Source organism: Oceanobacter antarcticus (genome assembly GCF_044962685.1).
In the GTDB taxonomy this organism is placed as follows: domain Bacteria; phylum Pseudomonadota; class Gammaproteobacteria; order Pseudomonadales; family Oceanobacteraceae; genus Oceanobacter; species Oceanobacter antarcticus.
Map to the genome: position 1 here is coordinate 50,382 of NZ_JBBKTX010000007.1, position 26,759 is coordinate 77,140.

At 55.5% G+C, this 26,759-nt stretch carries 21 protein-coding genes; 15 read left to right on the top strand and 6 right to left on the bottom strand.

The genetic code is table 11. The annotated features are described in order from the left end of the window. Positions 1-23: 23 nt before the first annotated feature. On the bottom strand, positions 24-800 hold the full coding sequence (locus WG929_RS07170) for an ABC transporter ATP-binding protein (protein ID WP_369856843.1): 777 nt from the start codon (positions 798-800) through the stop codon (positions 24-26). A 1,040-nt stretch (positions 801-1,840) separates the two neighbouring features. Between WG929_RS07170 and WG929_RS07175 the strand changes: the two genes are divergently transcribed. From WG929_RS07175 to WG929_RS07190, 4 genes are all read left to right on the top strand, one after another. Then, positions 1,841-3,148 carry an MFS transporter gene (locus WG929_RS07175; protein ID WP_416205498.1) on the top strand — a complete coding sequence of 436 codons (1,308 nt, stop codon included), beginning with the start codon at positions 1,841-1,843 and terminating at the stop codon, positions 3,146-3,148. A 264-nt stretch (positions 3,149-3,412) separates the two neighbouring features. Then, a complete protein-coding gene (gene ggpS, locus WG929_RS07180; RefSeq protein ID WP_416205499.1) occupies positions 3,413-5,683 on the top strand; it encodes a glucosylglycerol-phosphate synthase in 2,271 nt (756 codons plus the stop codon). A 154-nt stretch (positions 5,684-5,837) separates the two neighbouring features. Further along, positions 5,838-6,596: a fatty acid desaturase CarF family protein gene (locus tag WG929_RS07185; RefSeq protein ID WP_369856840.1), complete on the top strand. Its 759-nt coding sequence runs from the start codon at positions 5,838-5,840 to the stop codon at positions 6,594-6,596. A 61-nt stretch (positions 6,597-6,657) separates the two neighbouring features. Next, complete coding sequence (locus tag WG929_RS07190) at positions 6,658-7,569, top strand: lysophospholipid acyltransferase family protein (RefSeq protein ID WP_369856839.1); 912 nt, start codon at positions 6,658-6,660, stop codon at positions 7,567-7,569. An 83-nt stretch (positions 7,570-7,652) separates the two neighbouring features. Here the strand turns inward: WG929_RS07190 and orn are convergent, their stop codons facing one another. The 3 genes from orn to WG929_RS07205 are packed head-to-tail and all read right to left on the bottom strand — an operon-like array spanning position 7,653 to position 12,578. Beyond that, positions 7,653-8,201 carry an oligoribonuclease gene (gene orn, locus WG929_RS07195; protein WP_369856838.1) on the bottom strand — a complete coding sequence of 183 codons (549 nt, stop codon included), beginning with the start codon at positions 8,199-8,201 and terminating at the stop codon, positions 7,653-7,655. A gap of 59 nt (positions 8,202-8,260) precedes the next feature. Then, positions 8,261-9,193, bottom strand: a complete 933-nt coding sequence (locus WG929_RS07200; protein WP_369856837.1) for a response regulator — start codon at positions 9,191-9,193, stop codon at positions 8,261-8,263. Continuing rightward, the gene (locus WG929_RS07205) at positions 9,183-12,578 is read right to left on the bottom strand and encodes a hybrid sensor histidine kinase/response regulator (RefSeq protein ID WP_416205500.1); all 3,396 of its coding nucleotides are present in this window, start codon (positions 12,576-12,578) and stop codon (positions 9,183-9,185) included. The genes WG929_RS07200 and WG929_RS07205 overlap by 11 nt, the downstream gene beginning before the upstream one ends. A 193-nt stretch (positions 12,579-12,771) precedes the next feature. Here WG929_RS07205 and urtA point away from each other — a divergent pair, with 193 nt between their 5' ends. The 10 genes from urtA to rsgA all read left to right on the top strand — a co-directional run bounded on the left by urtA (position 12,772) and on the right by rsgA (position 23,017). Next, a complete protein-coding gene (gene urtA, locus WG929_RS07210) occupies positions 12,772-14,034 on the top strand; it encodes an urea ABC transporter substrate-binding protein (protein WP_369856835.1) in 1,263 nt (420 codons plus the stop codon). 87 nt (positions 14,035-14,121) lie between these two features. Continuing rightward, positions 14,122-15,051, top strand: coding sequence for an urea ABC transporter permease subunit UrtB (gene urtB / locus WG929_RS07215; RefSeq protein ID WP_416205501.1), 930 nt, complete (start codon positions 14,122-14,124; stop codon positions 15,049-15,051). A gap of 10 nt (positions 15,052-15,061) precedes the next feature. Next, the gene (urtC, locus tag WG929_RS07220) at positions 15,062-16,273 is read left to right on the top strand and encodes an urea ABC transporter permease subunit UrtC (protein WP_416205502.1); all 1,212 of its coding nucleotides are present in this window, start codon (positions 15,062-15,064) and stop codon (positions 16,271-16,273) included. Further along, positions 16,260-17,024 carry an urea ABC transporter ATP-binding protein UrtD gene (gene urtD, locus WG929_RS07225; protein WP_416205503.1) on the top strand — a complete coding sequence of 255 codons (765 nt, stop codon included), beginning with the start codon at positions 16,260-16,262 and terminating at the stop codon, positions 17,022-17,024. Before urtC ends, urtD begins: the two co-directional genes overlap by 14 nt. 30 nt (positions 17,025-17,054) lie before the next feature. Further along, positions 17,055-17,744 (top strand): urea ABC transporter ATP-binding subunit UrtE, encoded by a 690-nt coding sequence (gene urtE / locus WG929_RS07230; RefSeq protein ID WP_416205504.1) that lies wholly within the window; start codon positions 17,055-17,057, stop codon positions 17,742-17,744. 28 nt (positions 17,745-17,772) lie between these two features. Continuing rightward, on the top strand, positions 17,773-18,819 hold the full coding sequence (locus WG929_RS07235) for an aliphatic amidase (RefSeq protein WP_369856830.1): 1,047 nt from the start codon (positions 17,773-17,775) through the stop codon (positions 18,817-18,819). 13 nt (positions 18,820-18,832) lie between these two features. Continuing rightward, positions 18,833-20,008 (top strand): AAA family ATPase, encoded by a 1,176-nt coding sequence (locus tag WG929_RS07240; protein ID WP_416205505.1) that lies wholly within the window; start codon positions 18,833-18,835, stop codon positions 20,006-20,008. Beyond that, complete coding sequence (fmdA, locus tag WG929_RS07245) at positions 20,001-21,233, top strand: formamidase (RefSeq protein WP_369856828.1); 1,233 nt, start codon at positions 20,001-20,003, stop codon at positions 21,231-21,233. Before WG929_RS07240 ends, fmdA begins: the two co-directional genes overlap by 8 nt. Before the next feature lie 90 nt (positions 21,234-21,323). After that, entirely contained in the window at positions 21,324-21,710 is a 387-nt protein-coding gene (locus WG929_RS07250; RefSeq protein WP_416205506.1) for an FmdB family zinc ribbon protein, read from the top strand. A 278-nt stretch (positions 21,711-21,988) separates the two neighbouring features. Then, positions 21,989-23,017, top strand: a complete 1,029-nt coding sequence (gene rsgA / locus WG929_RS07255) for a small ribosomal subunit biogenesis GTPase RsgA (RefSeq protein WP_369856826.1) — start codon at positions 21,989-21,991, stop codon at positions 23,015-23,017. A gap of 28 nt (positions 23,018-23,045) precedes the next feature. Here rsgA and WG929_RS07260 read toward each other — a convergent pair whose 3' ends face one another. Continuing rightward, a complete protein-coding gene (locus WG929_RS07260; RefSeq protein ID WP_416205507.1) occupies positions 23,046-24,035 on the bottom strand; it encodes a flagellar motor protein MotB in 990 nt (329 codons plus the stop codon). Further along, positions 24,035-24,886, bottom strand: a complete 852-nt coding sequence (motA, locus tag WG929_RS07265; protein ID WP_416205508.1) for a flagellar motor stator protein MotA — start codon at positions 24,884-24,886, stop codon at positions 24,035-24,037. The genes WG929_RS07260 and motA overlap by 1 nt, the downstream gene beginning before the upstream one ends. Positions 24,887-24,967: 81 nt before the next feature. Between motA and WG929_RS07270 the strand changes: the two genes are divergently transcribed. Beyond that, positions 24,968-26,701 (top strand): hypothetical protein, encoded by a 1,734-nt coding sequence (locus WG929_RS07270; RefSeq protein WP_416205509.1) that lies wholly within the window; start codon positions 24,968-24,970, stop codon positions 26,699-26,701. Positions 26,702-26,759 lie beyond the last annotated feature (58 nt).

A 26,759-nucleotide genomic window follows, 5' to 3' on the forward strand; every position in this document is an offset into this window, starting at 1 on the left:
GCCGCACTGCTCATCACCGCTCATCAGGATTGATGGCTGGCCATAAAATCTTTCACTCGCTGGGATTTTGGCTGATCGAACACCTGTTCGGGCGTGCCGATCTCTTCTATTTGACCCTGATGCAAAAACACCACCTGGCTGGATACTTCACGGGCAAAACGCATTTCGTGAGTCACAATCAGCATAGTGCGGCCCTCTTCGGCCAATTCGCGCATGACCGCCAGCACTTCATTCACCAGTTCAGGGTCGAGTGCCGACGTTGGTTCATCAAACAACAGTACCCGAGGTTCCATTGCCAACGTACGGGCAATCGCAACGCGCTGCTGCTGGCCGCCGGACAAATGCGCCGGATAGGCATTTTCCTTGTCGGCCAACCCCACCTTGGCGAGTAATTTACGCGCGCGCTGAATGGCTTCTGCTTTGGGCACCCCCAGCACATGCACTGGAGCTTCGATAAGGTTCTGCAAAATGGTCATGTGCGGCCAGAGGTTAAACTGCTGAAAGACAAACCCGAGCCGGGAACGCAGCTTTTCCAGCTGCTTGCTACTGGTCGCTTCCAGCTCGCCATTTTTACCCGGCTTCAACATTAATTGTTCGTCGCCAATAACAATTTCGCCCTGACTGGGTTTTTCCAACAAATTGATACAACGCAGCAAGGTGCTTTTGCCTGATCCGCTGGATCCAAGAATCGAGATCACATCCCCTTTTCTGGCTTGCAGCGTAACGCCCTTCAGCACTTGCAGGTCGCCATAAGATTTGTGAATGTCGATCAGCTCCAACGCCAGATTCGAAGTACTCATGCAGGACTGCACTCTTGTGGAAGAATGGATGTCGTTGAAGACACAGTAGTAATTTTTCCTATTTTCAATGGCTTACAGATAGATGACAACCAAAAAAACAAACGATCGTTTAACAATCTGACCCAATGTTGGCAATACTATCCTGGCTTCGGTAACACACCGGATATACAAACTGGTCACCCGCTAACCCGGCCTTCCAGACGCTAGCTCAGGCATAATCTCAGGCATAATCTCAGGCATAGCCAGAATCCAGGTCACGAGACCATAAAGTCCGTTGCGCGTAACACTGGCTGCCGTTTGGCGTTTGTTTTTCCAGCCACCCAAAACAATAACGATCTGCCCAATACGATATGCCCAATACGATATGCCCAATACGATATGCCCAATACGATATGCCCAACAAATGTTGCCTGGCACCGCCGACCGAATGTAGTAAACATCAGGGATCATCTATTTAATCCGCTGCCGAATAGTATTCGATAAACGCTCTTGTAAATCGGGTTTGGACACGGCATCCAGTTGGATCACAGCGGCATTGTGGCCAAAGCAGCGAAGCAACACAGACAGCGGTAATCCACGGCAGTCGCAAGAGCCTATGTAAAACAAAAAACTCACAATGAGGCGACCACCGACAAACAGCGCATACTGCCGTTTGCCACTGACTTGTTTTCAGGATAGAACCATCCCTTCAACTGCGCATTGTGGTCAATATTCGCAATATGACCCGTTTTGAGGCCATCCTAGGGGGCGTTCTCAATTGGCCAATCGGATCTGCTGAGAGCCCGTTGGCTTCAGAACAAGACATGAGGAGTGTGGTTTGGCGTGCAAGACCGGACAGTGATCAATGCGCCCTTCAAGGTCACATTGAACGCAGCAATAACGACACCAACAACGAGTCAACCACCACGACACAATGGAACGCCATGGTTACGCCCACAGGCCTGGCATACTGGTGGAAGAGGTAAAAAAAGGGACATGATTACTTCCACTGTTTATCAAACGCCGGTAACCGGTAAAACGGCAACAAAAAGGGGGACGCTATGCTGCCACTGATTGTTCCTGTTGGCTCACTGTTGCTCGGGGTGTCGCTATTACTGTTTGGTAGCGGTTTACTGAACACCTTGCTGGCTCTGCGTGGTGGCATGGAGGGTTACAGCGACAGTCTGATTGGCTATATCAGCTCCGGTTATTTTGCTGGCTTCTTTGTCGGCTTTTATATTGGCCTGCCCATACTGCGGCGTATTGGCCATATTCGGGCTTTTGCGCTCTGCGCCGCCATTGCCGCTGCCGTTGTGCTGCTACACAGCCTGCTGGTTAATCCGGTCGCCTGGATCCTGCTGCGGATTGTGACCGGTGCGGTACTGGTCATTTTGTACACCATTATTGAAAGCTGGCTCAATAACCAGACGCCGCCACAACAACGTGGCCAGGTGTTTGCGATTTATATGGCCGTCAACCTCGGCTCATTGGCCTTGGCCCAGCAACTGTTACAGCTCGACAGTCCGGCCAACTTTACCCTCTTCGCGCTGGCCGCCATGCTCGTATGTATCAGCCTGGTGCCCATTACCTGGACGCGTCTGGCCCAACCATCTGTAGCCGAGGTCAAACGTTTCTCGCTGCGAAAACTGGTCAAACTGGCTCCCGTTGCCGTTGCCGGAGGCGCCCTGTCTGGCATTGCCATGGGCGCTTTCTGGGGGCTGACGCCAGTATTTGGCCAGCGTATCGGTTTTGACAGCGGCCAGGTCGCAATGCTGATGTCGGCCACCATTATTGGCGGTGCCATATGCCAATATCCACTGGGGCGTTACTCGGATCGGCATGACCGCCGCCGGGTGCTTGGCATCACCGCCGCTGCCGGAGCAGCCGTGGCGTTACTGCTGTTCCTGTTACCGTCCAGCTACTGGCTGGTATTGCTATTGATGGCCATTTGGGGAGGCGCAGCGTTTGCCATCTACCCGGTATCTGTTGCCCACCTGGTCGACCATCTGGAAACCGGTGATATATTGCCTGCTGGTAGCGCCTTGTTATTACTACATGGAATGGGTGCCGCTGCCGGACCGGCGATTGCTGGTACACTGATGGAGTTCACTGGACCGCTGGCCCTGCTGCTGTTTTTTATGCTGGCCCATGCACTGATTGCTGCCTACGCCTTTTATGCCCTGCAGCGACCACAAACCCAGGCGGATGAGATTGAATCGGCAGCGCCGTTTGTACCCATGGTACGAACAACCCCTACAGCGCTGGAAATGCTGCCGGAAGAAGGACCCGAAGAAGATATAGATATGGCGCAGAGCCCAGAACGTGATGAGCCGCCCGAGTCACCATCATCACCCGACCGATACGGCTGATAGCCACCCGAACAACGTAACATGGCCTAAGGCAACAAAAGGAAACGTAGCCGGAGGGAAATACATTCAGGAACACCGTCACCTTGCCAGTCATTTGAACAAGCGCAGTCTGACCGGATGTTCCACACCGCCAGAGCCGAGGCTCCGGTATCAATGGCTGCAGAAGCCAATTAACCCGATGTCAGTCATGCAGACATCACGACCTGTCAACCAGGGCCGCCCATCGTTCAAGATGAACCCAGCCCAGGAAGGAGAATACGCACGATGCTACTCGCCACAGACCTTGATGGTACTTTTTTATCCGGCAACCCGGACGATCGACAACAGCTCTATCATCTGATTAATCATCACCCGGATATTCGGCTAGCCTTTGTTACCGGTCGCGGGATTGAAATGGTGATGCCACTGCTGTCCGACCCGTCAATCCCACAGCCCGATTACATTATTTGCGATGTCGGCGCCACCATCGTTGATGGAGAAACGCTACAACCCATTACCCATATACAGGGCGAAATCGAACAGAATTGGCCTGGCGAACTGGCGGTCACCAATGCTCTGGCTGCCTTTACCGAGCTGCAGCGCCAAGACGTGCCACAGGAACGCCGCTGTTCCTACTATTGTGAACAAGGCAGCGTTTCCGCAGCATTGCAAACCGCTGTCAGCCAGCTCGGGTGCGATTTACTGTATTCCTCAGACCAGTATCTGGATGTGTTGCCCCGTGGCGTCAACAAGGGTTCCACCCTCGACAGCCTGGCAGAATGGCTGGGTCTGAGCCAGGATCAGGTACTGATCGCGGGTGACAGCCTGAACGACCTGGCGATGATTTCACTCGACTACCCGTCCGTTTGTGTCGGCGGCTCCGAAAGCCGTTTACTGGAAGCAACCGAACGCAGCACCATGGTCTACCACGCGGAGAAAAATGGCTGCGGTGGTATTCTTGAAGCCTTCAATTACTTTGGTTTTCTTGGTAAAGCCGGAGTCGAAGCCGAATCCAGAGAAGAACAGCAAACCGGAAAATCCGACCTGGTGGTGGTTTATCACCGCCTGCCGTTTGAAGAAAAAGTTGAAAACGGTGTTATGGTCGAGCGCCAACCGTCCTCGCCGAACGGCATTATTCCGACGTTGCTGAGCTTTTTTGGTGATGGCAAACCCGGCTCCTGGGTGGCCTGGTCGACGGTTGACCCAGCGACTCCCGGTTACAGAACCCGCAGCGCCGTCGATATCGTCAAATACCCCAAACTGGTTGCCGCCCGCGTTGCCCTGACGACCCATCAAGTGGATATTTTTTACAAGAAATTTTCCAAGGAAGCCTTCTGGCCCACACTTCACACCTTCTGGGAACGAGCCACCTTTCTTGAAGAAGACTGGCTGGTATACCTTGAGGTCAATCGCTTGTTTGCCGAGCGGGCAGCCGCAGAGGCAGCAGAAAATGCCGTTATCTGGATTCATGACTACAACCTCTGGATGGTGCCCGCTTTCCTGCGAGAACTGCGCCCCGATGTCACCATCGCCTTTTTCCACCACACCTACTTTCCATCGGCTGACGTCTTTAACGTAGTGCCATGGCGTCGTGAAATTATCGGCAGCCTGCTGCAGTGCGACTTTATCGGCTTCCATATTCCACGCCAGTCGGAAAATTTTGTCGACGTCGCCCGTGGCGTCACCCCCATCAAGGTGCTGGAAAAACAGAACTGCGCACCCCGTTTCATGACCTACGGCTGTGCCGTCGGGTTGGAGGAAATGACCTCAGTGATCGAAGTGCGTGGCCGCATCATTCACCTCGGAGCACACCCGGTCGGGCTCGATCTTGGTCGCATCAGCCACGCTCTCGACAACCCCGAAATCCAGGCGCAAATCCAGCAACTGAAACAAGAACTGGAAGGGACACGGGTATTACTGTCTGTCGAACGGCTCGACTACACCAAAGGCATTCTGGAAAAAGTACATGCCTTTGAACGCCTGCTGGACGAACACCCGGAACTTATTGGTAACGTGACTCTCGTTACCATCTGCGTCCCGGCAGCGGCAGAAATGACCGTGTATGCCGAACTGCAAGTCGACATCGAACAGGCCGTCGGCCGCATCAATGGCCGCTTTGCCCAGATTGGCTGGACACCGTTGCAGTTCTTCTTCCGCAAAGTGCCGTTTGAACAGCTGGTCGCTTATTACGCCATGGCAGATGTTATGTGGATTACGCCACTGCGCGATGGCCTTAACCTGGTCGCCAAGGAATACGTTGCCACCCAGGGCATGGTGGATGGTGCCGGAGTACTGGTGTTGTCGGAATTTGCAGGCGCTGCCGCCGAACTGCGTGGTGCCTTGCTGACCAACCCCCACTCGCCGCATGAACTGGCCGACAGCGCCTGGCAAGGACTGATAATGGATGAAGCGGAAGCCCGCTCACGCATACGCGACGCCTTTGATGTTGTCCAACACCACGACATTGAGCGCTGGGGCCACGACTTCCTCGACGCCGTCGAAGTCGCACGGCTGGCCAATATCCAGCAGGTTGCAGAGGACAGCCAACCGGCGTGATGTTTGCGTGCTGTCTGTTCAGGTAACCCCGCAGAATCCCACCTGCCGGATTACCTGAGCGGCCGGTTTGTAATATTCCAGCCTGCCCGATACCATGGCCATGTCTCGTCCAATCCACATGGAAAACCATGCCCTTGCCAGGATCTCACCGCCTATGTTGAAGACCAACAAATCAGGGGCCATGGTTGGCGTTATAGGCAACAAGACCCTGCATTACAGTGCAGCAGCTCTGTGCCTGGCCTTGTATATGGGTCTACTGGTCGCGGCCATATTATCCGGTGCCCTATCATTCTGGGCGATTCCACTGGGCCTCATGGCTATTTACTGTGCTGATACCCTGTCCGGTATTACTCATTTTTTTCTCGACTATCGCCGTACCACGCCCAATTCCGGGCTCAAGGAATTGTATTTTTATCAGGGCAACAAGGGCTCACAAGACTATTTACAGAAGCGCCAGATCGCCATGAAAAAGATTTCGCCACTGGAAACCATCGTCTTTGATTTCAAAGTCCACCATCTCAGTCCCGGTGCTCTGGGACGCCGCAGTTTCCTGCGGGTGATCCTGCCTGCCATGTATTTTATCACCCTGCCCAGCACCAGCCTGCTGCTGCTATTACACGCACTTGGATGGATTGACGGCCTGGTATCTTTCTTTCTCTGGGTGGTTATCGGTGCCCTGACCCTGGCGCAATACGCGCACAGCTGCGCTCATCGTAAACAGATCCCCATCGTGGCGCGTTATCTGCAGACACTGGGGGTTTTTATGACCAAAGAACAACACAACTCCCATCACCTGGATCTTGGCGTCGACTTCTGCATACTCAACGGCTGGGCCAATCCGATCGTCAACCGTATCTTCCGTTTTTGCCGCCAGCGGGGCTGGATCTTCGAAGAAGGGCTGGAACCCATTTAACCAACGACTGCACACACAAGCCCGAGGCGGCCATGCAACAGCCTGCCAGGATAAACACGCCATGAAACCTCATCTCCAACGCTATCTGCTGCGGCCACTACTCTGGTTATTGGGTTCACTGCTGGTTGGGTTGATCAGAGCCACAGGCCAAACCCGGATACAGCGCATCAGTCACTATTCTGTTACCGGGCCGATTATTGCCCGTCTAACCAGACTGCTACTGGCCAAAAAAAATCACTATCTGGATGACAACCTGCAACGCGTATTTCCCGATGCCAGCGTGGAACAACGCCAGCATATCCGCCAGCGCTACTACGCCAACCTGCTCTTGACCGCAACAGAATCCCTCACGATGGATGGCAACGAACGGCAACGCAGCCAAATAGATGGATTGGAAAACCTGCAACATGCCAGAGACCGCCAACAAGGTATTTTATTTGTCAGCGGTCATATCAATAACTGGGAAATGAACCGCCGTATCATCGAGCAACTGGGATTCCCGGCATGGGAGCTGTACCGGGATTTTGCCGACACACGGTTTGATTATCTGACCTTTAACCGCCGCTTTCGAGTCGGGCCAAAGATGATTTCAACCGCCCGTATCAGCGAATTGATCGGCCACCTGAGCAACGGCGATAACGCCCATATTCTGATCGACATCAAGGTCAAGAAAGGACGTAATGGCCAGCAGCTCGACTTCGCCGGACAACCCGCCTGGACCTCCACATTCGCGGCAGAAATGGCCCTTCGCCATAACCTGGCGCTGATACCCACCTATACCCAAAGAGAAGCCAATGGCCACTATCGGCAGATCTTTGAAGCCTCATTAACCTCCGAACACCCAACCGCCAACGATCATATTCAGGCGTCTGCTTGCCAACTCACCGAACGCATCAACCAGTCCTTGTCGAACCAGCTCAAGCAAAACCCTGCCAGCTGGCTGTTATGGGATACCAATCGCTGGGGGCCATAATAAACTGGCCTGACAATCACAGGTTCCGAAACGCTGAGGCAGGCTGCGACTGGGCTTATTCCCGCAATAATTACTCTGGCAAATTACTCTGGCAAGCGCAGAAAATGCTCACGGTAGTGCGCCAGCTCGGCAATCGATTCACGAATATCATCCAGAGCCTGATGGCTGCCGGCTTTTTTGAATGAAGACACCACCGCTGGATTCCAGCGCTTGGCCAGTTCTTTCAGGGTGCTGACGTCAAGATTGCGATAATGGAAAAATGCTTCCAGCTCCGGCATGTATTTGACCAGAAAGCGGCGATCCTGATGAATGCTGTTGCCACACAGCGGCGACGTACCGGCCTTGAGGTGCTGACGGAGAAACGCCAGCGTCTTTTGTTCCGCATCACGACAAGTAATCGTGCTGTTGCTGACCCGTTCGACCAGCCCGGAATTACCATGGGTGCGGGTATTCCACTCATCCATGGCGTCCAGCAGGATAGCCGGTTGATATACCGCCATCACCGGGCCTTCGGCAATCAGATTCAGATTACCATCGGTCACGATGGTCGCGATTTCGATAATCACATCCCGTTCTGGCTCCAGACCGGTCATTTCCAGATCCATCCATACCAGATTGTCTTGCTGACTCATGTTTGTCGTTTCCTGTGTTCGCTCAATGTCCGGAGTCTAGCAGGCTGTTGAACTGCGCGTCACAGCCGACTCAGATAACCCAGGCTGAGAGCCGCCGCAGAGGTGCGATTCTCGACCCCCATCTTGCGGAATACGGTTTCGAGGTGTTTGTTAACCGTGCGAGGGCTCATGGACAGAATCCGGCCGATTTCCTGATTGGTTTTGCCACGCGATAACCACAGCAAGACTTCGGCCTCCCGTACCGTTAGCTGAAAATGGTCGCGCAGCGTTTGCCGCAGTGATACTTCGTCATCATCCACCAGCCGCAATAAATATTCACCGGGAGCGGGTAAACCCAGAAATTTCACCAGCAATGGGCTGCTGGTCTGTTCAATCCTGACTTGCTGGAATCGTTCTGGTGCGCTGGCAAACCACGAGGCCAGAAAGGCGCTGGTTGCTTCCTGAAAGTCATGCTCCGATAACCCGGCTTTGGCCAGCACTTCAATAGTACGACTGGAACACCACAACAGTTGCCCATGCACATCGCAGGCAAACGTGGGCTGACCAATCTCATTCAAGGAACCGATTGCCCGGCGTGTCTTGCGCGCATTGGTGATATGCACCTGAACTCGGGCCAGCAACACATCCAGATTGACCGGCTTGGTGACATAATCCACGCCTCCGGCTTCCAGCCCGCGCACGACATCGATACTGTCACTCAATCCGGTCATGAAGATCACCGGAATACCTTCCAGATCCGGGTCTTTTTTGAGTGCCTCACAGGCTTCGAAGCCATCCATGTTGGGCATGATGGCATCCATCAGAATCAGATCCGGCATCATTCTTTCGGCCACAGCCAAGGCCTGTAAACCATCCATAGCGACCAATACGGTATAGCCAGCCTGAACGAGTGTTTCATTCAGCATACCCAGCGACTCGATGGTATCGTCTGCTATCAGTACCACCCCACGAGTGCTGGTTCCGGAAGACGTGTGGGTCGCACTATGTTTCATGGTTGATCACCTTTTTCGCCAGTGTGATGAGCTCATCGAACCGGAAGGCCGAGAGATGGTGACGTATCTGCCACTGTACATCAGCAGCAGCTTGCCGCTGTTCCATGTCGGCGAGCACGGCTTCCATACCGGCAATATGGCCCAGTTCAGCCGCCGCCAGCAGTTCCCGTGCTTCTGATCGTGTCATATCGCAATCGCTACCGATGGCGGTCTTGTTGTTCACTGCAATCTCATCGTCTTCATATTGCCATTGCAAATCCAATACTCTGGCCACCAGATCAAGCAGCTTGCGATCACGGATCGGCTTGATCAGGTAACCATCATTCAGGCGTTTGCCCTGCTCACTGGCATCTCCCTGGGCCAGCGCGGACTGACGGTCTTCCGCATCCGCTGACACCATCACAACGGGGCTTTTCACACCCTCATCACGTAATTGCCGCAGCAGCTGCCAACCGGTCATGCCCGGCATGGAGATATCCATCAGCAACAGATCCACATGGGTCTGGTGTAAAACCCGCTGACAAGCGTAGCCATCTTCTGCTTCCAGCACCTCAAATCCCACCGGCGTCAGGATCTCACTGATCAACCCCCGATGGGTGGCGTCATCGTCGACCACCAGCAAGGTTTTCCCACTGCCCTGGTAACCAACAATCTTGCGCTCCGGCGCAACCCCCGGCCCTGGTGTTGCCACACTGGCTAACATCATCGACAAACGGAACACACTCCCTCGGCCCGACTGGCTGTCCACATGAATGTCACCCCCCATGATGTCGGCCAGCAAACGGGAGATGGTCAAGCCAAGACCCGTCCCTGGCGTCTGTGGCAAACCGGGTTTACGAATCCGTTCAAACGGCAGGAATATGCGCTGCATATCGTAATCACTGATGCCGGGGCCGGTATCCGTCACCATAAATTCGGCCACCTGGCTACGGTAGCTGATGGCTAACGAAACCTGACCAACCGTAGTAAATTTGACGGCATTGGAGAGCAGGTTGATCAGAATCTGGCGCAGATGTTTTTCGTCCGAACGGACAATGTGTGGCAGGTACGGGCCGGGCTTATAGATAAATCGAATGCCTTTGTCTTCGGCCTGGAGCCGGAACATATCCACCAGCTCATCCAATAAACGATGCAGATCAAACTCGTCACGGTGAATTTCCAGCCGACCGGCTTCAATCCGGGAAATATCCAGCAGCCCTTCAATCAGATCGGCCAGATGGTCACCGCTACGGTGAATCAGTTTCACCTTGTCCCGTTGCCGAACAGACAGCGTAGTGTCTTTTTCCAGCAATTGGGCATAGCCAATAATGGAGTTCAGCGGGCTGCGTAACTCGTGACTGATGCCGCCCAGATAGCGGCTTTTGGCGCGGTTGGCGGCTTCGGCCAGTTCCTTGGATTGCTGCAGGGCGCGATCGGTCACTTCGTGTGCAGCAATCTCCTGTTGCAATAATCCGGTCTGGCGCTGGGATTCATTAAGGGCAAACATCCGGCTCTCATTCGCCAGCACAAACAACCAGATCAGTACACCAATAATAATCAGTAACAGCAGATACACCTGTATCAGAGTACCGGCGAGTAATGAGTGTCCTTCGGCATAGGCGGGAATCTGGGCATATACCATCCAGAACAGCCCACCCACGATAAAGCCGATAATCGCCATCAAGCCGCAAAACTGCAGCAACCTCGGGTTCATGCGCTCCACCATCCAGGTTGGCAGCAGAATTTCCAGCAACTGCTGAATCTGGTCACTCAGGCGGGCGTTTTCCTTGCAGAGGTCGTGGCAGCGGGATTCCAGCGTGCAGCACAAGGAGCAAATCGCGCCTTTATACAACGGACAGCTGGCGATATCTTCCGAGTCAAAATGGTTGTTGCAGACCACACATTCACAGACCGCCGAGTCCTGCACAATCACCTCACGGGCCAGGTAAAAACGCCCACGGGTCAGCATTGCAATCAACGGCGACACCACCAGCGCCGTTGCCAGCGCAATGTAGGGCGACAGCGCCTGGGCAACAGCACCAAACACCCCCATAAAACTCATCACCCCGATCACCGATGCCAGCACCATCGCACCAAATCCCACCGGATTGATGTCGTACAGGTAAGCCCGCTTGAACTCAATGTGTTTGGGACTCAAACCCAAGGGCTTGTTGATCACCAGATCGGCAACCAGCGCCCCGACCCAGGCCACCGCAACGTTGGCATAAATCCCCAGAATCCGCTCCAGCGATTCATACACCCCCAGCATCATCAGCAACAGCGCGATGATCACATTAAAGACCAACCACACCACCCGGCCAGGGTGGCTGTGGGTCAGGCGGGAAAAGAAATTCGACCAGGCAATGGAACCGGCATACGCGTTGGTAACATTGATCTTGACCTGACACAGCACCACAAACAGGCCGGTCAGAGCCAGGTTCGCCATCGGTGATTGGGTCAGGTAACCGAAAGCCACGTAATAAATACGGGTCGGGTCAGAAGCCTCGGCAATCGACATGCCGGAACGCACCGCCAGCACCGCCAAAAAGGAGCCTGCCAGAATTTTCATCATACCGACCACAATCCAGCCTGGCCCGCCGCCCAGCAAGGCCAGCCACCAGCGCAGTCGATGGTTTGGTTTTGGCTCGGGCAAAAAGCGCAGAAAGTCGACCTGCTCGCCAATCTGGGCGATCAAGGCAAACACCACCGCCGACGCCGCACCAAAAAACATCAGATTAAAATGGCTGCCATCGCGATGGCTATCCTCTGCCACCGACATAGTGCCCGGATAGTTCACCCACTCCGTCGCCGCAGACCATTCCTGCCAGAGAATAAACACAAACGGCAGTACCTGCAGCACGATCCAGAGCGGCTGACTCCACAACTGAAAGCGGCTGATCACGGTGATGCCGTGGGTAACCAACGGGATCACCAGCAAGGAGCTGAACAGGTAACCGACCCACAGTGGCATGCCAAACAGCATGTCCATCGCCGACGCCATGATGGCCGCTTCGATCGCAAAAAAAATAAACGTGAACGAGGCGTAAATCAGCGAGGTAACGGTCGAGCCAATATAGCCAAACCCGGCACCCCGGCTGAGCAGATCGATATCCACCCCATACCGGGCAGCGTAATAACTGATCGGAATGGAGGTCAGAAAAATCAGCGCCGACACCATCATGATGGCCGCCACCGCAGAGTGAAAGCCGTACATCAGCGTCACCGTAGCGCCAATCGCTTCCATCGCCAGAAACGAAATGGCCCCCAACGCGGTGTTGGAAACCCGCGCCGCCGACCAGCGCCGGGCATTTTTGGCGGTGAAGCGTAACGCAAAGTCTTCCAGCGTCTGATTCGCTACCCAACGGTTGTAACTTCGGCGACTCGAGTACGGCGACGGTTGCGGCATAACCTGTATTTACCCACGGCGACCAAATCGCCTTTCCTAATGAATCAAGACCATAACGACAAGCCCTGCTGGCGGGTATGCGTCAATGTACGTACACCGGTGTCACAAGACGCGAATATTTTTTCCCGGGCCGATGATGGATGCTGAATAACGTTCCTTACGCTAACAGCAGAACCCATGAAGAGGCCCAATTATGATTTCAAAATCAAGGAATTACGACTCGCTCAGAGGTACACGCCGTACTCTGCTACGTAACATGCTGGCGATTCCCGCAACACTGGCGATGGCTCATTTCAGCTTGCCAGTGCTGGCCGACAGTGCCAACACAACCGGCCTGGCAGTGACCGACAGCACGGTCACTGTTGGTATCCTGCACTCGGTAACAGGCACCATGGCCATCAGCGAAACCGGTTCTGTGCAGGCAGAAAAACTGGCCATCGACCAGATCAATGCCATGGGTGGCGTGTTGGGCCGCAAGATCGAATACACCCAGGAAGATGGTGCCAGTGACTGGCCAACCTTCGCTGAAAAAGCCAAGAAATTGCTGGTCAGCGACAAGGTCGCAGCGGTATTCGGCTGCTGGACCTCGGCTTCCCGCAAAGCCGTCTTGCCCGTGTTCGAACAATACAACGGCATGCTCTATTACCCTACCTTCTACGAGGGACTGGAACAGTCTCCGAACGTGATTTATACCGGCCAGGAAGCCACCCAGCAGATTCTCGAAGGTCTGAACTGGGCGTCAGAAACCAAGGGCGCAAAAAAATACTTCCTGCTCGGCTCGGACTACATCTGGCCACGTACCTCCAACAAGATTGCCCGCAAGCACATCGAAAACGTATTGCACGAACAAGTGGTTGGCGAAGAGTACTACCCGCTTGGACACACCCAGTTCAACTCCGTTATCAACAAGATCAAGCTGAAAAAGCCTGACGTAGTGTTTATCTCCGTGGTCGGTGGTTCCAACGTGGCGTTCTACAAACAGCTGAAAGCCGCAGGTATCGACATGACCAAAGAGAAGCCGTTGTTCCTGACCATTTCGGTGACTGAAGACGAAATCCTCGGTATCGGTGGCGAGAACATCGACGGCATCTACGCCTCCATGAAGTACTTCCAGAGTCTGCCTAACGCCAACAACGCCGCCTTCGTCAAAGCCTTCAAGGCCAAATATGGCAAGGACATTGTTATCGGCGACGTCACCCAGGCAGCCTACCTCGGCCCATGGTTGTGGAAAGCAGCGGTTGAAAAAGCCGGTTCATTCGACATCGACAAAGTCCGTGAAGCCTCTCCTGGCATCGAACTCACCACCGCACCTGAAGGCTATGTGCGCGTGCATCCAAACCACCACTTGTGGTCCAAGACCCGCATCGGCCGCGCTCAGCTGGATGGCCAGTACAAGGTGGTTTACGAGAGTGCCGAGCTGATCGAACCCAACCCTTTCCCTAAAGGTTACCAGTAAGAACGGCAACAAGCGGCCCCTGCGGGCCGCTTTCAACCACGTTCATCGCGCTGTTCGTACTGCTCCAAACCACTGGGAGGACACACCATGTTTGCCGATTACACCATGACCGAACTGACCTCAATCTTTGCCATGCAAGGTTTTGCCGGTCTTATTCTGTTTTCTGTTTTTGTTCTGATGGCGCTGGGGCTGGCGATTATTTTTGGCCAAATGGGCGTCATCAATATGGCGCACGGCGAATTCATGATTCTCGGTGCCTACACGACCTACCTGACATCCCATATTTTTTCGTCGTATCTGCCCGAATCCCTCTATGACACGTATTTTTTTGTCGCCCTGATTCTGGCCTTCTTTGCCGCCGGGGCACTCGGGGCGCTGGTTGAATGGGCCATGATCCGGCACCTCTACAAACGCCCGCTCGACACCCTGCTGGCCACCTGGGGCCTGAGCCTGATATTGCAACAGCTGTACCGCACCATTTTTGGCACCCGCGAAGTCGGCGTCACCCTGCCCGACTGGCTGATGGGTTCCATCGCCCTGACCGACATGGTGGAAATTCCGATCAATGGTTTGTTCGTGATGGCCATCACCCTGGTAGTAACGGTGGGCGTCTGGCTGATGATGCAGAAATCCCGACTCGGCAAACAAACCCGCGCCGTGGTGCAGAACCGACCGATGGCCTCCGCCGTCGGCATCAATACCGCCATGGTAGACCGCCTGACCTTTGCCCTCGGTTGCGGCATTGCCGGTATCGCCGGATCCGCCTTCACCATGATCGGTTCTACCGGCCCGACCTCTGGCCAGCTTTATATCGTCGATACCTTTTTGGTGGTGGTGTTTGGTGGTGCCTCCAGCTTGCTGGGCACGGTCGCCTCGGCTTTCACCATCTCCCAGGCGCAATCGACCATGGAATTTTTCCTCAGTGGTTCGATGGCCAAAGTTCTTACCCTGCTCGTCGTGGTTGGCATCCTGATGCTGCGTCCACAAGGGCTGTTCTCTCTGAAGATACGGAAATAAGAGGTTGCCCATGAATCCGATTAGCCAATTCTTCGCACGTTACCAGATGACGCATATGTTGATCCTGGCGCTGTTGCTGGTGGTGATACTGCCGTTGTCGATGGATATTTTCCGCCTCAATCTGGTGGGTAAATACCTGACCTACTCCTTCGTCGCTATTGGCCTGGTGTTGTGCTGGGGCTACGGCGGCATTCTGAGCCTGGGCCAGGGGGTTTTCTTTGGCCTTGGCGGCTATTGCATGGCGATGTTTCTCAAGCTGGAAGCCTCCAGCCCGGAAAACACCACCATTCAGTCAACGCCGGGAATTCCCGACTTTATGGACTGGAACCAGATCACCGCACTGCCCTGGTTCTGGGAACCCTTCCACAGCTTCGGCTTTACCCTGATTGCCATTATTGCGATACCGGCGATCTTTGCCTTTGTCGTCGCGGTGGCCATGTTCAAACGCCGCGTCGGTGGCGTGTATTTCGCCATCATTACCCAGGCCGTCGCCGCCATCCTGACCATCCTGATCATTGGCCAGCAAGGCTACACCGGTGGCGTTAACGGTATTACCGACCTGCGCACCCTGCATGGCTGGGATATCCGTACCGACAGCGCCAAATACGTTCTCTATTTTGTCTGTGTTGCCTGTCTGTTCGGCTGTCTGTTTATCGCCAAATACGTGATTAACAGCAAACTCGGTCGGCTGCTGGTAGCGATGCGGGAACGGGAAGACCGAGTGCGCTTTTCCGGCTACGACGTATCCGCCTTCAAAATTTTCATCTTCTGCCTGGCCGCAGTGTTCTCGGCTATTGGTGGTGCCATGTTCGCGCTGCAAGTGGGCTTTATGTCACCGACCTTCGTCGGCATCGTGCCGTCGATCGAGATGGTGATCTTCTGCGCCGTTGGTGGGCGTCTTTCTATTCTCGGCGCGGTGTACGGCACCTTACTGGTCAACGCTGCCAAGACCAGCTTCTCGGAATCCTTTCCCGAGCTGTGGCTGTTCGCCATGGGTGCCTTGTTCATCGGCGTGGTAATGGCCTTCCCGAACGGCCTGGCCGGGGTCTGGAGCACGCATATCGAGCCGCGAATCAAGGCACGGTTCTGCAAAACCAACACGCCCGCTGCCCTGCCAGATACCACCACTAACAACGCAACGACCCCAGCTACCGCCAGTACCGCCAGTACCGCCAATGCCGACACCTTCAATACCAAGGAGCACAGCCATGCTGGCAGTTAACAAGCACATCGAGCAGAAGGACTTTGTTCTGAGCGTCGAAGGGTTGACGGTTTCCTTTGATGGCTTCAAGGCCGTGAGTGATCTGTCGCTGTACGTCGAAGAACAAGAAATCCGGGTGATCATCGGCCCCAACGGCGCAGGTAAAACCACGGTGCTGGATCTGATCTGCGGCCGCACCAAAGCCACCGAAGGCTCGATCAAGTTCAAGGGCCAGGAGCTGACCCGAATGAACGAACACCAGATTGTTCATGCCGGAGTTGGCCGCAAGTTCCAGAACCCCTCCATTTACGAAGACCTGACGGTGTTCGAAAACCTCGAACTCTCCTACCCCAAAGGCCGAGGGGTATGGGGAGCGCTGACCTTCCGGCGTGACGCTGCAGTGATCGACAAGGTACACGAAATCGCCGAGATGATTTTCCTGCCCGACAAGCTCGATATGCCTGCCGAGCTGCTCAGCCATGGTCAGAAACAGTGGCTGGAAATCGGCATGTTGCTGATCCAGGACCCGGAACTGCTGATGCTTGATGAACCGGTCGCGGGCATGTCGGTTGCCGAACGCCAGCAAACAGCCGCATTGCTGCAACGCATTACCAAAGACCGCTCGGTACTGGTGATTGAACACGACATGCAGTTTGTCGCCGACATCGCCGACCGCGTCACGGTATTGCACCAGGGCAAGGTGCTGTCGGAAGGCTCGATGGAACGGGTGCAGAACGACCCCAAAGTCATTGAAGTATACCTGGGCCATTGATCGCCAAGTCGGTAAACGAGGAGATAAACAATGCTTGAGCTAACCGATTACAACGTGGCCTACGGTCAGAGCGACGTTATTCGCAATATGAACCTGAGTGTCGGCGACGAGGAAATCGTCGCGGTACTGGGCCGCAACGGCATGGGCAAGACCACGCTGATGAAGTCGCTGATCGGCATGATCCCGAGTAAATCCGGCCGCGCCGCACTCAACGGTGCCGACCTGGTGCCCCTGAAAAGTCATGAACGGGTCGGTGCCGGTGTCGGTTTTGTGCCCCAGGGACGGATGATTTTTTCCACCATGACGGTGAGAGAAAACATTGAAACCGGCCTCACCTCAACCGGCAAAAACCAGATCCCGGAAGACCTCTACGAGATGTTCCCGGTGCTGAAAGAAATGCAGCACCGGCGTGGCGGCAACCTCTCCGGAGGCCAACAGCAGCAACTCGCCATCGCACGGGCGTTAGCTAGCGACCCCAGTGTGCTGCTGCTGGACGAGCCGACCGAAGGTATCCAGCCCAGCATCATCAAGGAGATGGCCCGCACCCTGCGCAAGATCCGCGACCAACGCAAGTTATCGATCATCGTTTCCGAACAGGTGCTCAGTTTCGCACTGGATGTCGCCGACCGCATTCTGGTGATCGAGAAAGGCAGCATCGTACTCGATGTCCCCGTTGCCGAGGCCGACCAGGCCACCATCACCCGCTACCTGTCGGTCTGAACCAAATCTGATTCAAAGGAGAATCCTCATGCGTCATGGTGATATTTCAAGCAGTAACGATACCGTCGGCGTTGCCGTGGTGAACTACAAAATGCCGCGCCTGCACAGCAAAGCCGAGGTGCTCGACAACGCCCGCAACATTGCCGACATGATCAAGGGCATCAAGCAGGGCCTGCCGGGCATGGATCTGATTGTCTTCCCTGAATACAGCACCATGGGAATCATGTACGACCACGATGAAATGATGGCCACGGCAGCCACCATCCCTGGCGACGAGACCGAAATTTTTGCCGCCGCCTGCCGCGCCGCCAACACCTGGGGAGTATTTTCCCTCACCGGTGAACAGCACGAAGAACACCCCAACAAAGCCCCCTACAACACCCTGGTGCTGATCAATAACAACGGCGACATCGTCCAGAAATACCGCAAGTGTATTCCCTGGTGTCCGATTGAAGGCTGGTACCCAGGCGATCGCACCTACGTCAGCGACGGCCCGAAAGGCATGAAGCTGAGCCTGATCATTTGTGACGACGGCAATTACCCGGAAATCTGGCGTGACTGCGCCATGAAAGGCGCCGAGCTGATTGTGCGTTGCCAGGGTTATATGTACCCGGCCAAGGAGCAACAGGTGATGATGGCCAAATCCATGGCCTGGGCCAACAACTGCTACGTCGCCGTCGCCAACGCCACCGGCTTCGACGGTGTTTACTCCTACTTCGGTCACTCCGCCGTGATTGGCTTCGACGGCCGCACCCTGGGTGAATGCGGCGAAGAAGACATGGGCGTGCAGTATGCCCAGCTGTCGCTGTCGCAGATTCGTGACGCCCGCAAAAACGATCAGTCACAGAACCACCTGTTCAAACTGCTGCACCGTGGCTACACAGGCGTGCATGCCTCCGGCGATGGCGACCGGGGTATTGCCGACTGTCCGTTCGAGTTCTATCGCACCTGGGTCACCGATGCTGAAAAAGCCCGCGACGACGTTGAAGCCATGACCCGCAGCACCATCGGCACCGAAGAGTGCCCTGTGGGGGATCTGCCAGCACCGGAAAAAACCATGGAATCCGGATCCTGAGGCGCTGACGACCATGGTGTTCATTAACGATCGTCTGCAGCAGCGTCAGCCGCCATCAGCAGGCCAACCGGAGTCGGCCAGTCCGGCGCTTTACTCCCGCTTTGCTTTTGATCCGGCCCAGCTACAGCAGCAACTGGAAAGCCAACTGGTGGGGCAGAGTCAGGTCATTCGCAGTTTGCGCCGCCAGTTGGATGTGCTCAAGGCGGGCCTCAGTGACAGTCGCCGCCCCTTGCTGACGGCATTGTTTCTGGGAGATACCGGGGTAGGTAAAACCGAAATGGTGCGGCGTATTGCCGAAGCCATTCATGGTGACGCCAACCGCTTCTGTCGCATCGACATGAACACCCTGTCGCAAAGCCATTACAGCGCCGCCATCACTGGTGCACCGCCGGGCTACGTTGGCAGCAAGGACAACCTGACCCTGCTCAACGAAGAACTGATCAATGGCAGCAGCACCCGCCCCGGCATCGTGCTGTTTGATGAAATTGAAAAGGCCAGTCCAGAAGTAGTGCGCAGCTTGATGAACATTCTGGATAACGGCGAACTGACACTGGCATCCGGCCAGAAAGCACTGCACTTCCGCAACACCCTGGTATTCATGACCAGCAACATTGGTTCACGCCAATGGCAACAACACAGATTACGCCCGTGGCTGCCGCAAGCCTGGCAGACCAGGCTGCAACAGCGGGTACAACAACAGGCACTGGAAAGCCACTTTGATGCGGAATTCCTCAACCGTATTCATTGCATCGAACGCTTTGCCAACCTGAGTCACGAACACCTGCCACGGGTGGTGATCACCCTGCTGGACGAACTCAACCAGCGCCTGAACAAACACCAACTGACCTTGCTGCTCGACGATGCCTGCCTGTTCTGGCTCAGCCGCAGCGGCTTTGACCAGCAGTATGGTGCCCGTGCGATCCAGCGGCTGTTCCAGCGCCAGGTCGTCGCGCCCTTGGCCAGTTACCTGCTCACCCTGCCCCAGTCCCAGCAACCGCGTCAGCTGCGAGCGCTGCTATGCGATGGCGAACTGAGTTTCAGCGCCGCTGCTGTGACCAAACCCGCAACCGACCCGACGGATTCAGCATTACCCCGCACCAACACAACCCGACAAGACGGTGCTACTGCCGTCGATCCACACGTTTTTTCCAAGGCTGTACTTGCCAATCAAGGAGCAAACCATGACTGATACCATCATCAAAATTGACCTTAACCAGTCTGCCTACGACAACGACAGCGTCCACAACCGCTGGCACCCGGATATTCCCATGGTGTCTACGGTAAAGCCCGGTGATGATTTTATTATCGAGTGCTACGACTGGACCGGCGGCCAGATCAAAAACAACGATAACGCCGAGGATATTCGTGATGTCGACCTGACCCAGGTGCATTTTCTGTCTGGCCCGGTGGCGATCGACGGTGCCCAGCCAGGTGACCTGCTGGAAGTTGATATTCTCGACATCGGCACTTTTGCCGAACAACAGTGGGGCTTCAACGGCTTCTTTTCCAAAAAGAACGGCGGCGGTTTCCTGACCGACCGTTTCCCCGAAGCACAAAAATCCATCTGGGATTTCAACGGTATCTACACCAAATCCCGTCATGTACCGGGCGTTGAATTTGCTGGCATCCTGCATCCCGGCCTGATCGGCTGCTTGCCATCCCGCGATATGCTGGATACCTGGAATCAGCGCGAAAAAGAATTGTTTGATACCAACCCGGATCGCGAACCGGCCCTGGCCTGTTTGCCTTACGCCGACACCGCCCATATGGGGCGGATGCAAGGCGATGCCAAAGCCGCTGCTGCCGCAGAAGGTGCCCGTACAGTGCCACCGCGAGAGCATGGTGGTAACTGCGACATCAAGGATCTGACTCGAGGGGCAAAGATTTATTTCCCGGTCTACGTCGACGGTGCAGGTCTGTCCGTAGGCGACCTGCACTTCAGTCAGGGTGACGGCGAAATCACCTTCTGTGGTGCCATCGAAATGGCTGGCTGGATTCACTTGCGCGTCAACCTGATCAAGGATGGCATGAGCAAATACCAGGTGAAAAACCCGATCTTCAAGCCCAGCCCGCTGGTACCAAAATACGATGACTACCTGATCTTTGAAGGTATTTCCGTTGATGACACAGGCAAGCAGCACTATCTGGATACCAGCCTGGCTTACCAACAAGCCTGTATGAATGCCATCAACTACCTGACCAAGTTCGGCTACAGCGAAGCCCAGGGTTACGCCATCATTGGTTGTGCACCGATTCAGGGACATATCAGTGGCGTGGTCGATATCCCCAACTCCTGTGCCACCCTGTGGTTACCTACCGACATCTTCGAGTTCGATATCAAGCCGTCAGCGGATGGCCCGGTCAAACATCTGGATGGCTCGGTGAATATTCCGAAAGCAGCGGATCTCGACTGACCACAACAACCCAGACACCGCTGCCGGGGTTGCTCCGGCAGCGGTTGCTCTATCAACAATTGATGATAAAAACTGCCGGAGATACCCGCCATGCCCATGTACGACTACAAATGTCCCAGCCACGGCGTTTTTCAGGAACTGGCCCCGATGCAGCAGCACGACCAGCCCCAGCCCTGTCCCCAATGCAACACCCGTTCGGCACGGGTGATTGTCTTGCCTCCAGCCATTGCCAAGGTATTAAAAGAAACCCGTGAAGCCATGGAGCGCAACGACAAAGCCCGCGAAGCACCCGAAGTGATGAGCACCAGCCAGTATCAGGAAAGGGAGAACGAAAAAAAAGAACGCCAGCGGTTTGATCATCGCCACCAGCATGGCAAGGACTGCGGCTGTGGCAGCAAACGCAAGAGCAACCTGATGTACACCGCCAAGGGCGACAAGATGTTTCCTGGCATGCGGCCATGGATGATTAGCCATTAAATACACGCGACTGAACAACACGCACATCAACAACACACCATCACCACCGTGCTGGCAAACGCCCAAACCGGCAGAATAAACCTTGCTGCAGGGACGCATACCGGTATTTCAGACGCCACACTGGCAGCTCGCTCTTTGCTGCCATGCGTGTGGTGTCGAACGCGGCATGACTCGGGACTGAAAACCGCACTCGGCAGGCGTCGATCACCCCGGCTACAGCTTGCGCTTAGCGCAGCCAGCGCGGAGAATGGCGGCCGAATCGACACTCCGAGTAACGCATGGCCAAACGAAAGCTCACCAAAAAACAATCCTGGCGCATCACCAAAATCCAGGAAGAAAAAGCCCAGCGCGCCCAGCAAAAAGAGGCGGTGATTTCCGATCAGCTTAACGCCGGTGAATTAGGCGATGAAATGCACGGCCAGGTGATCGCCCATTTTGGTGCCCAAGTCGAAGTGGAAGATAACGAACGCAACATCTACCGTTGTTTTTTACGCGCCAACCTCGGCTCACTGGTCACCGGTGACCGCATTGTCTTCCGCCCGGCACCGGCCAATGCCCTGGGTGTCAATCAGGGGGTGGTGGAGATGGTGCAGGAGCGAGAATCAGAGCTGTCGCGCCCCAACCCCTACAATGAGATCAAACCGGTCGCCGCCAATATCGATTTTATTGTACTGGTGATTGCCCCCGAACCACACGCCCACGCCAACCTGATTGACCGTTACCTGGTGGCGGCAGAAAACTGCCGGATCGAGCCAATTATCCTGCTGAACAAGATCGACTTGCTCGACGAGCTGAGCCTGTTTCACCTGGAGCCGCTACTGCAGCGTTATGCCTATCTCGGTTACCGCATTCTGCAAGTGTGCGCCAACGACCCCGACAGCTTGGGAGAGCTAAAAGAATTCCTCAACGACCGTGTCAGCGTATTTGTTGGCCAGTCCGGGGTCGGCAAGTCGTCGCTGATCGGCACCCTGCTGCCCGATGAAGAACTCAAGGTTGGCCCGCTATCGGAAAACACCCGCAAGGGGAAACACACCACCACCACTGCCCGGCTGTACCACTTTCCGGCGGGTGGCGATCTGATTGACTCGCCGGGAATCCGCGAGTTTGGCCTCTGGCACATGAGCGAAGATGAGGTGTTGTACGGCTTCCGTGAGTTACGGGCGCTGGCTGGCCATTGCCGCTTCCGTGACTGCCATCATGAAACCGAACCCGGCTGTGCACTGTTGCAAGCCGTGGATGAAGAGCTGATCAGCCCGGAGCGGTTTATCAGCTACAAACGGATCGTCGAGACCCTGTCGGAACTCTGAAGCCTTCCCGATAAAACAGCACGGCTGACTATTCCATCTGATTGGGTGGATTATCGTAGCTGTTATCGGGCCGGTTACGTTGCTGCTGCACCCGCTGGAGGGTGCTATCCGCCGCCGTACCGCCATCTGAACGCGATGAGATCTCGCTATCTTGCAACACCTCGCTGCCCGACAAGCTCTCACTGCGCTGTCGATTCAACAGCAGCAGCGCAATACGCCGGTTCACCGGAGCCTGGGGATTGCTGCGATCGTACGGGGCCGTGTCGCCCATACCGATCACCTGAGCGATTTGTGGCTTGCTAACACCCGCTTCCATCAAGGCCCGGCGGGCCGCATCCGCCCGCTGCGCGGACAGCAGCCAGTTACTGTCTTCTGCCGCTTGCCCGCTCGGACTGGCCGGGTAAGCATCGGTATGCCCGGTTATCGATAGCCGCAAACCGGAAGCGGCCAACACCGGTGCCAGTTCCCAAAGCATATCTTCGGCGTAATAGGTCAGCACCGCCTGGCCAGACTCAAACAGCGGCCGCTGCTGACGATCAACTATTTGCAGCCGTAAACCATCCGTAGTGATATCCAGCAGCAGTTGATTCCGAAACGGGCTTAACGCCGGGCTGGCCAGAATCAAGCGCTCAAGTTGCTCGTATACTTCTTGCTGTTGCTGCTGTTGTTGATCATTGTCGTCGCCTCGATCCGGGGCCGGTTGGCGATTAATCATCGCATCCGAGTTCCCTGATTGACCGATATTAGCCAGCACCGAAGGCGAGCCGCCAAGGTCAATGGCTGCAGCTGATGGCGCACGACGGCCCTCAATAAAAGCCTGCGGATCGGCAAAATAGCCAGAAATAGCCTGGCGTTGTGCTTCGGTCGAATTACTGATGATCCACAGCACCAGAAACAGCGCCATCATCGCCAGGGCAAAATCGGCCATGGCTACCTTCCAGGCACCCCCATGTTCTTCGTGCCCGCGCCGGGGGCTGCGTCGAATGATGACCGGGGGCTGAGGGCCAAGATGCTCCATCAACGTCCCCGCAAACGGGATTCAAGTTCATTAAAAGTCGGGCGACTGTGGCTGTACAGCGCCTTGCGGCCAAACTCCACCGCCAGCTGCGGTGCAATCCCATGCAGCGAAGCAATAATGGCGGCCTTGGCGGCATCATAAAGTTTGATTTCGTCTTCTGCCAGATGCTTCAAGTTGGCACTGACTGGCCCCACCAGGCCGTAGGAAAGCAACACCCCGGAAAATGTCCCCACCAGGGCAGCCGCCACATGCGCACCAATTTCGGCGACATCACCACCAATCGCCCCCATGGTGATCACGATTCCCAGTACCGCCGCCACAATACCAAAACCGGGCAAGGCATCGGCGACTTTACCTAATGCCACACCCGGTTGTTCCAGTTCATTCAGCCGGGTGTCGATTTCCTGATCCATCAGTCCCTCCAGTTCATAAGCACTGAGATTGCCGACGATGATGATGCGGAAATAGTCAGCCACAAAATTGGCCAGCTCCGGATTTTTTTGCACGCTGGCGTAACGAGCGAAAATGGCACTGGCCTGAGGGTTGTCAACCTCCGCTTCAATAGCCATCAAACCTTCGCGACGGGACTTGCCGAGAATGTCATAAATCAGGCTGAGTAATTCCATTTGGCGGGTCTTGTGATGGTGTGCGCCGAAGATCACCGAGGGCAATTGCCGGGCACAGCGTTTCACCACCGCCCAGGGATTGGACAGCAAGAATGACCCCAGTGCCGCACCGACAATAATCAGCACTTCAAACGGTTGCCACAACGCCAGTAATTGGCCGTGTGACATCACAAAGCCAAACAGGACGCTGCCAAAAACAATCACCATCCCTATCAAAAACAACATGTGGTTAGTCAGCTCCCCAAGGTCAATCCGGTAATCCTGTCTATAGTTAAGGACATGACTCTCAGTTACACAAACGCCGACATGAAACCAAACCTCCGCCAGTACAGCGAAAGCCCGTTTAATCGCCAGCAGCAGGACACTGTTTTTGCTGTTGGGCCTTTGCCTATCCTCGAAGAAACCCGTACCCGCCTGCACGCCCGCCTGCGTGACCGCCAAATCACCTTTAATGACCTGGCCCCTGAAGTCGAACGCGATCCGGCCCTGTGCCTGCAATTACAAAGGCTGGCGGTGGAGCAAAATCCAGACTGCCTGGAACAGATCAGCGGTGCTGCCAATTGTTTATCCTTACTGGGGATGCAGGAACTGGTCAGGCTGGTAAAACAGCTGCCGGTCATAACCACTGACACTCTGGACGAGGGTGAACAGGCGTATCGCACCGCGCTGCAAAACGCCGTCCTGGCGGGCAGGCTGGCCGCACTGTGGACACAGCAGAAGGGCAATATCAGCCCGCACTACGCGCTCTGGGCAACCATGCTGGCGGCTGCGCCGCTCTGGCCCTGGCTGTTATCTGTCCCGCCAGCCCGCAACTGGTTGTATTACCTGTCGCTCGGACTTGAGCCCTGGCAAGCGCTGCAGGCGATCTGGGGCAAGGATCTGAAACCCTGGCAGCGACTGGTAACACACATGCATTTACCGCCGTTGGCGCGTGAGGTCTGGAATCCGCGCAAGCATCCAACACCACAACAATGGCAGGCGCTACGTCGTTGTGATCCCCGTGATTTACCCGCCCAAACCGGTCGGCCACTGATACACCTGGGACAGCAACCAGTGATGACCACATTGTTGTGTTGTCACCTCGCCTGGCATCTGCACATCCACCCTCGAAGCCAGCGCAGCACCCGTTGGTTGACACTGATCAGCCACTGGCTCGGCAAGCCCGAGAGTATGGTGACCAACCAGCTCCGAGAAACCCTGTTGGACGTGAGTCAGCAACAGGGCAGTGCCTTTGCGACCGGACTGCACCAGCTGCTGCATACAACGGCTCATGATCACCCAGCCGCAGGCATCAAATACCCCTGGGTTGAAACCCGGCCAGCGCCTGCGGTTGCAACTCCCGTTGCGGCAACACCGGATATGTCAACACCAGATATGTCAACACCAGCAGCTTCGGCTATTCCCGCGACATCGGACCCTCGACCGGCTCCACCTCTACCGTCATCGGCAGCGGTGCCAGCCCAGGCATCGGCAGCCGCGCCGGTAGCCCGATCAGCCCGACACAACCTGGCAGCCCTGCAACAACGCATGCAACAGGATGCCCGCAGTTTTGGCGACTGGCACAGCCTGGTCTCTAGCCTGCTCCATGGCATCCGGCTGGGGTTGTCCGTGCCATTTGCCGCCTTGTGGCTGCCCAACCGTGACAAGACCTGCCTGCGACTGATTTACCAGGAAGGCATTCCCGAGCAGCAACCAATCGTCGGCCTGCAATTGCCGCTGGATAAAACCAGCCTGTTCAGCAAACTGATGGAACGTAATGCCGGTATCAGCCTGCATCCGGGTAATCGCCAGCAGCTGCTGCGCGGCATACCGCCCGTATTGGCGCAACAACTGCCAGATCACGCCATGCTGATGTCGATCAGTGCCGGAGCCAAACCCATCGGCATCGTCATGGCGGGCACACTGGACAGCAATCAACTGGCCATTAGCGCGAGCGACTACCCGCATTTCAAATCGCTCTGTCATTACGCTTCCCAGGGGCTTGCCTGTCTGCGCGAGCAATCGCTGGAGCAACAAAAAAGCGCCCGCCACAAGACCTAATCTTTTTTAGTAACTGTTTTCCAGTACGGCTTTACGCCTGACAGTCGCCGTCGGCTTG

What these genes read in the sequence shown, in the direction of transcription:
- fmdA (WP_369856828.1), top strand. Translation starts at nt 20,001, where the DNA reads ATGACTGATACCATCATCAAAATTGACCTTAACCAGTCTGCCTACGAC.
- WG929_RS07235 (WP_369856830.1), top strand. Translation starts at nt 17,773, where the DNA reads ATGCGTCATGGTGATATTTCAAGCAGTAACGATACCGTCGGCGTTGCC.
- WG929_RS07205 (WP_416205500.1), bottom strand. Translation starts at nt 12,578, where the DNA reads ATGCCGCAACCGTCGCCGTACTCGAGTCGCCGAAGTTACAACCGTTGG.
- WG929_RS07170 (WP_369856843.1), bottom strand. Translation starts at nt 800, where the DNA reads ATGAGTACTTCGAATCTGGCGTTGGAGCTGATCGACATTCACAAATCT.
- WG929_RS07240 (WP_416205505.1), top strand. Translation starts at nt 18,833, where the DNA reads ATGGTGTTCATTAACGATCGTCTGCAGCAGCGTCAGCCGCCATCAGCA.
- urtB (WP_416205501.1), top strand. Translation starts at nt 14,122, where the DNA reads ATGTTTGCCGATTACACCATGACCGAACTGACCTCAATCTTTGCCATG.
- WG929_RS07175 (WP_416205498.1), top strand. Translation starts at nt 1,841, where the DNA reads ATGCTGCCACTGATTGTTCCTGTTGGCTCACTGTTGCTCGGGGTGTCG.
- urtA (WP_369856835.1), top strand. Translation starts at nt 12,772, where the DNA reads ATGATTTCAAAATCAAGGAATTACGACTCGCTCAGAGGTACACGCCGT.
- WG929_RS07190 (WP_369856839.1), top strand. Translation starts at nt 6,658, where the DNA reads ATGAAACCTCATCTCCAACGCTATCTGCTGCGGCCACTACTCTGGTTA.
- WG929_RS07270 (WP_416205509.1), top strand. Translation starts at nt 24,968, where the DNA reads ATGAAACCAAACCTCCGCCAGTACAGCGAAAGCCCGTTTAATCGCCAG.
- motA (WP_416205508.1), bottom strand. Translation starts at nt 24,886, where the DNA reads ATGTTGTTTTTGATAGGGATGGTGATTGTTTTTGGCAGCGTCCTGTTT.
- WG929_RS07250 (WP_416205506.1), top strand. Translation starts at nt 21,324, where the DNA reads ATGCCCATGTACGACTACAAATGTCCCAGCCACGGCGTTTTTCAGGAA.
- urtE (WP_416205504.1), top strand. Translation starts at nt 17,055, where the DNA reads ATGCTTGAGCTAACCGATTACAACGTGGCCTACGGTCAGAGCGACGTT.
- urtD (WP_416205503.1), top strand. Translation starts at nt 16,260, where the DNA reads ATGCTGGCAGTTAACAAGCACATCGAGCAGAAGGACTTTGTTCTGAGC.
- urtC (WP_416205502.1), top strand. Translation starts at nt 15,062, where the DNA reads ATGAATCCGATTAGCCAATTCTTCGCACGTTACCAGATGACGCATATG.
- orn (WP_369856838.1), bottom strand. Translation starts at nt 8,201, where the DNA reads ATGAGTCAGCAAGACAATCTGGTATGGATGGATCTGGAAATGACCGGT.
- WG929_RS07260 (WP_416205507.1), bottom strand. Translation starts at nt 24,035, where the DNA reads ATGGAGCATCTTGGCCCTCAGCCCCCGGTCATCATTCGACGCAGCCCC.
- WG929_RS07200 (WP_369856837.1), bottom strand. Translation starts at nt 9,193, where the DNA reads ATGAAACATAGTGCGACCCACACGTCTTCCGGAACCAGCACTCGTGGG.
- rsgA (WP_369856826.1), top strand. Translation starts at nt 21,989, where the DNA reads ATGGCCAAACGAAAGCTCACCAAAAAACAATCCTGGCGCATCACCAAA.
- WG929_RS07185 (WP_369856840.1), top strand. Translation starts at nt 5,838, where the DNA reads ATGTTGAAGACCAACAAATCAGGGGCCATGGTTGGCGTTATAGGCAAC.
- ggpS (WP_416205499.1), top strand. Translation starts at nt 3,413, where the DNA reads ATGCTACTCGCCACAGACCTTGATGGTACTTTTTTATCCGGCAACCCG.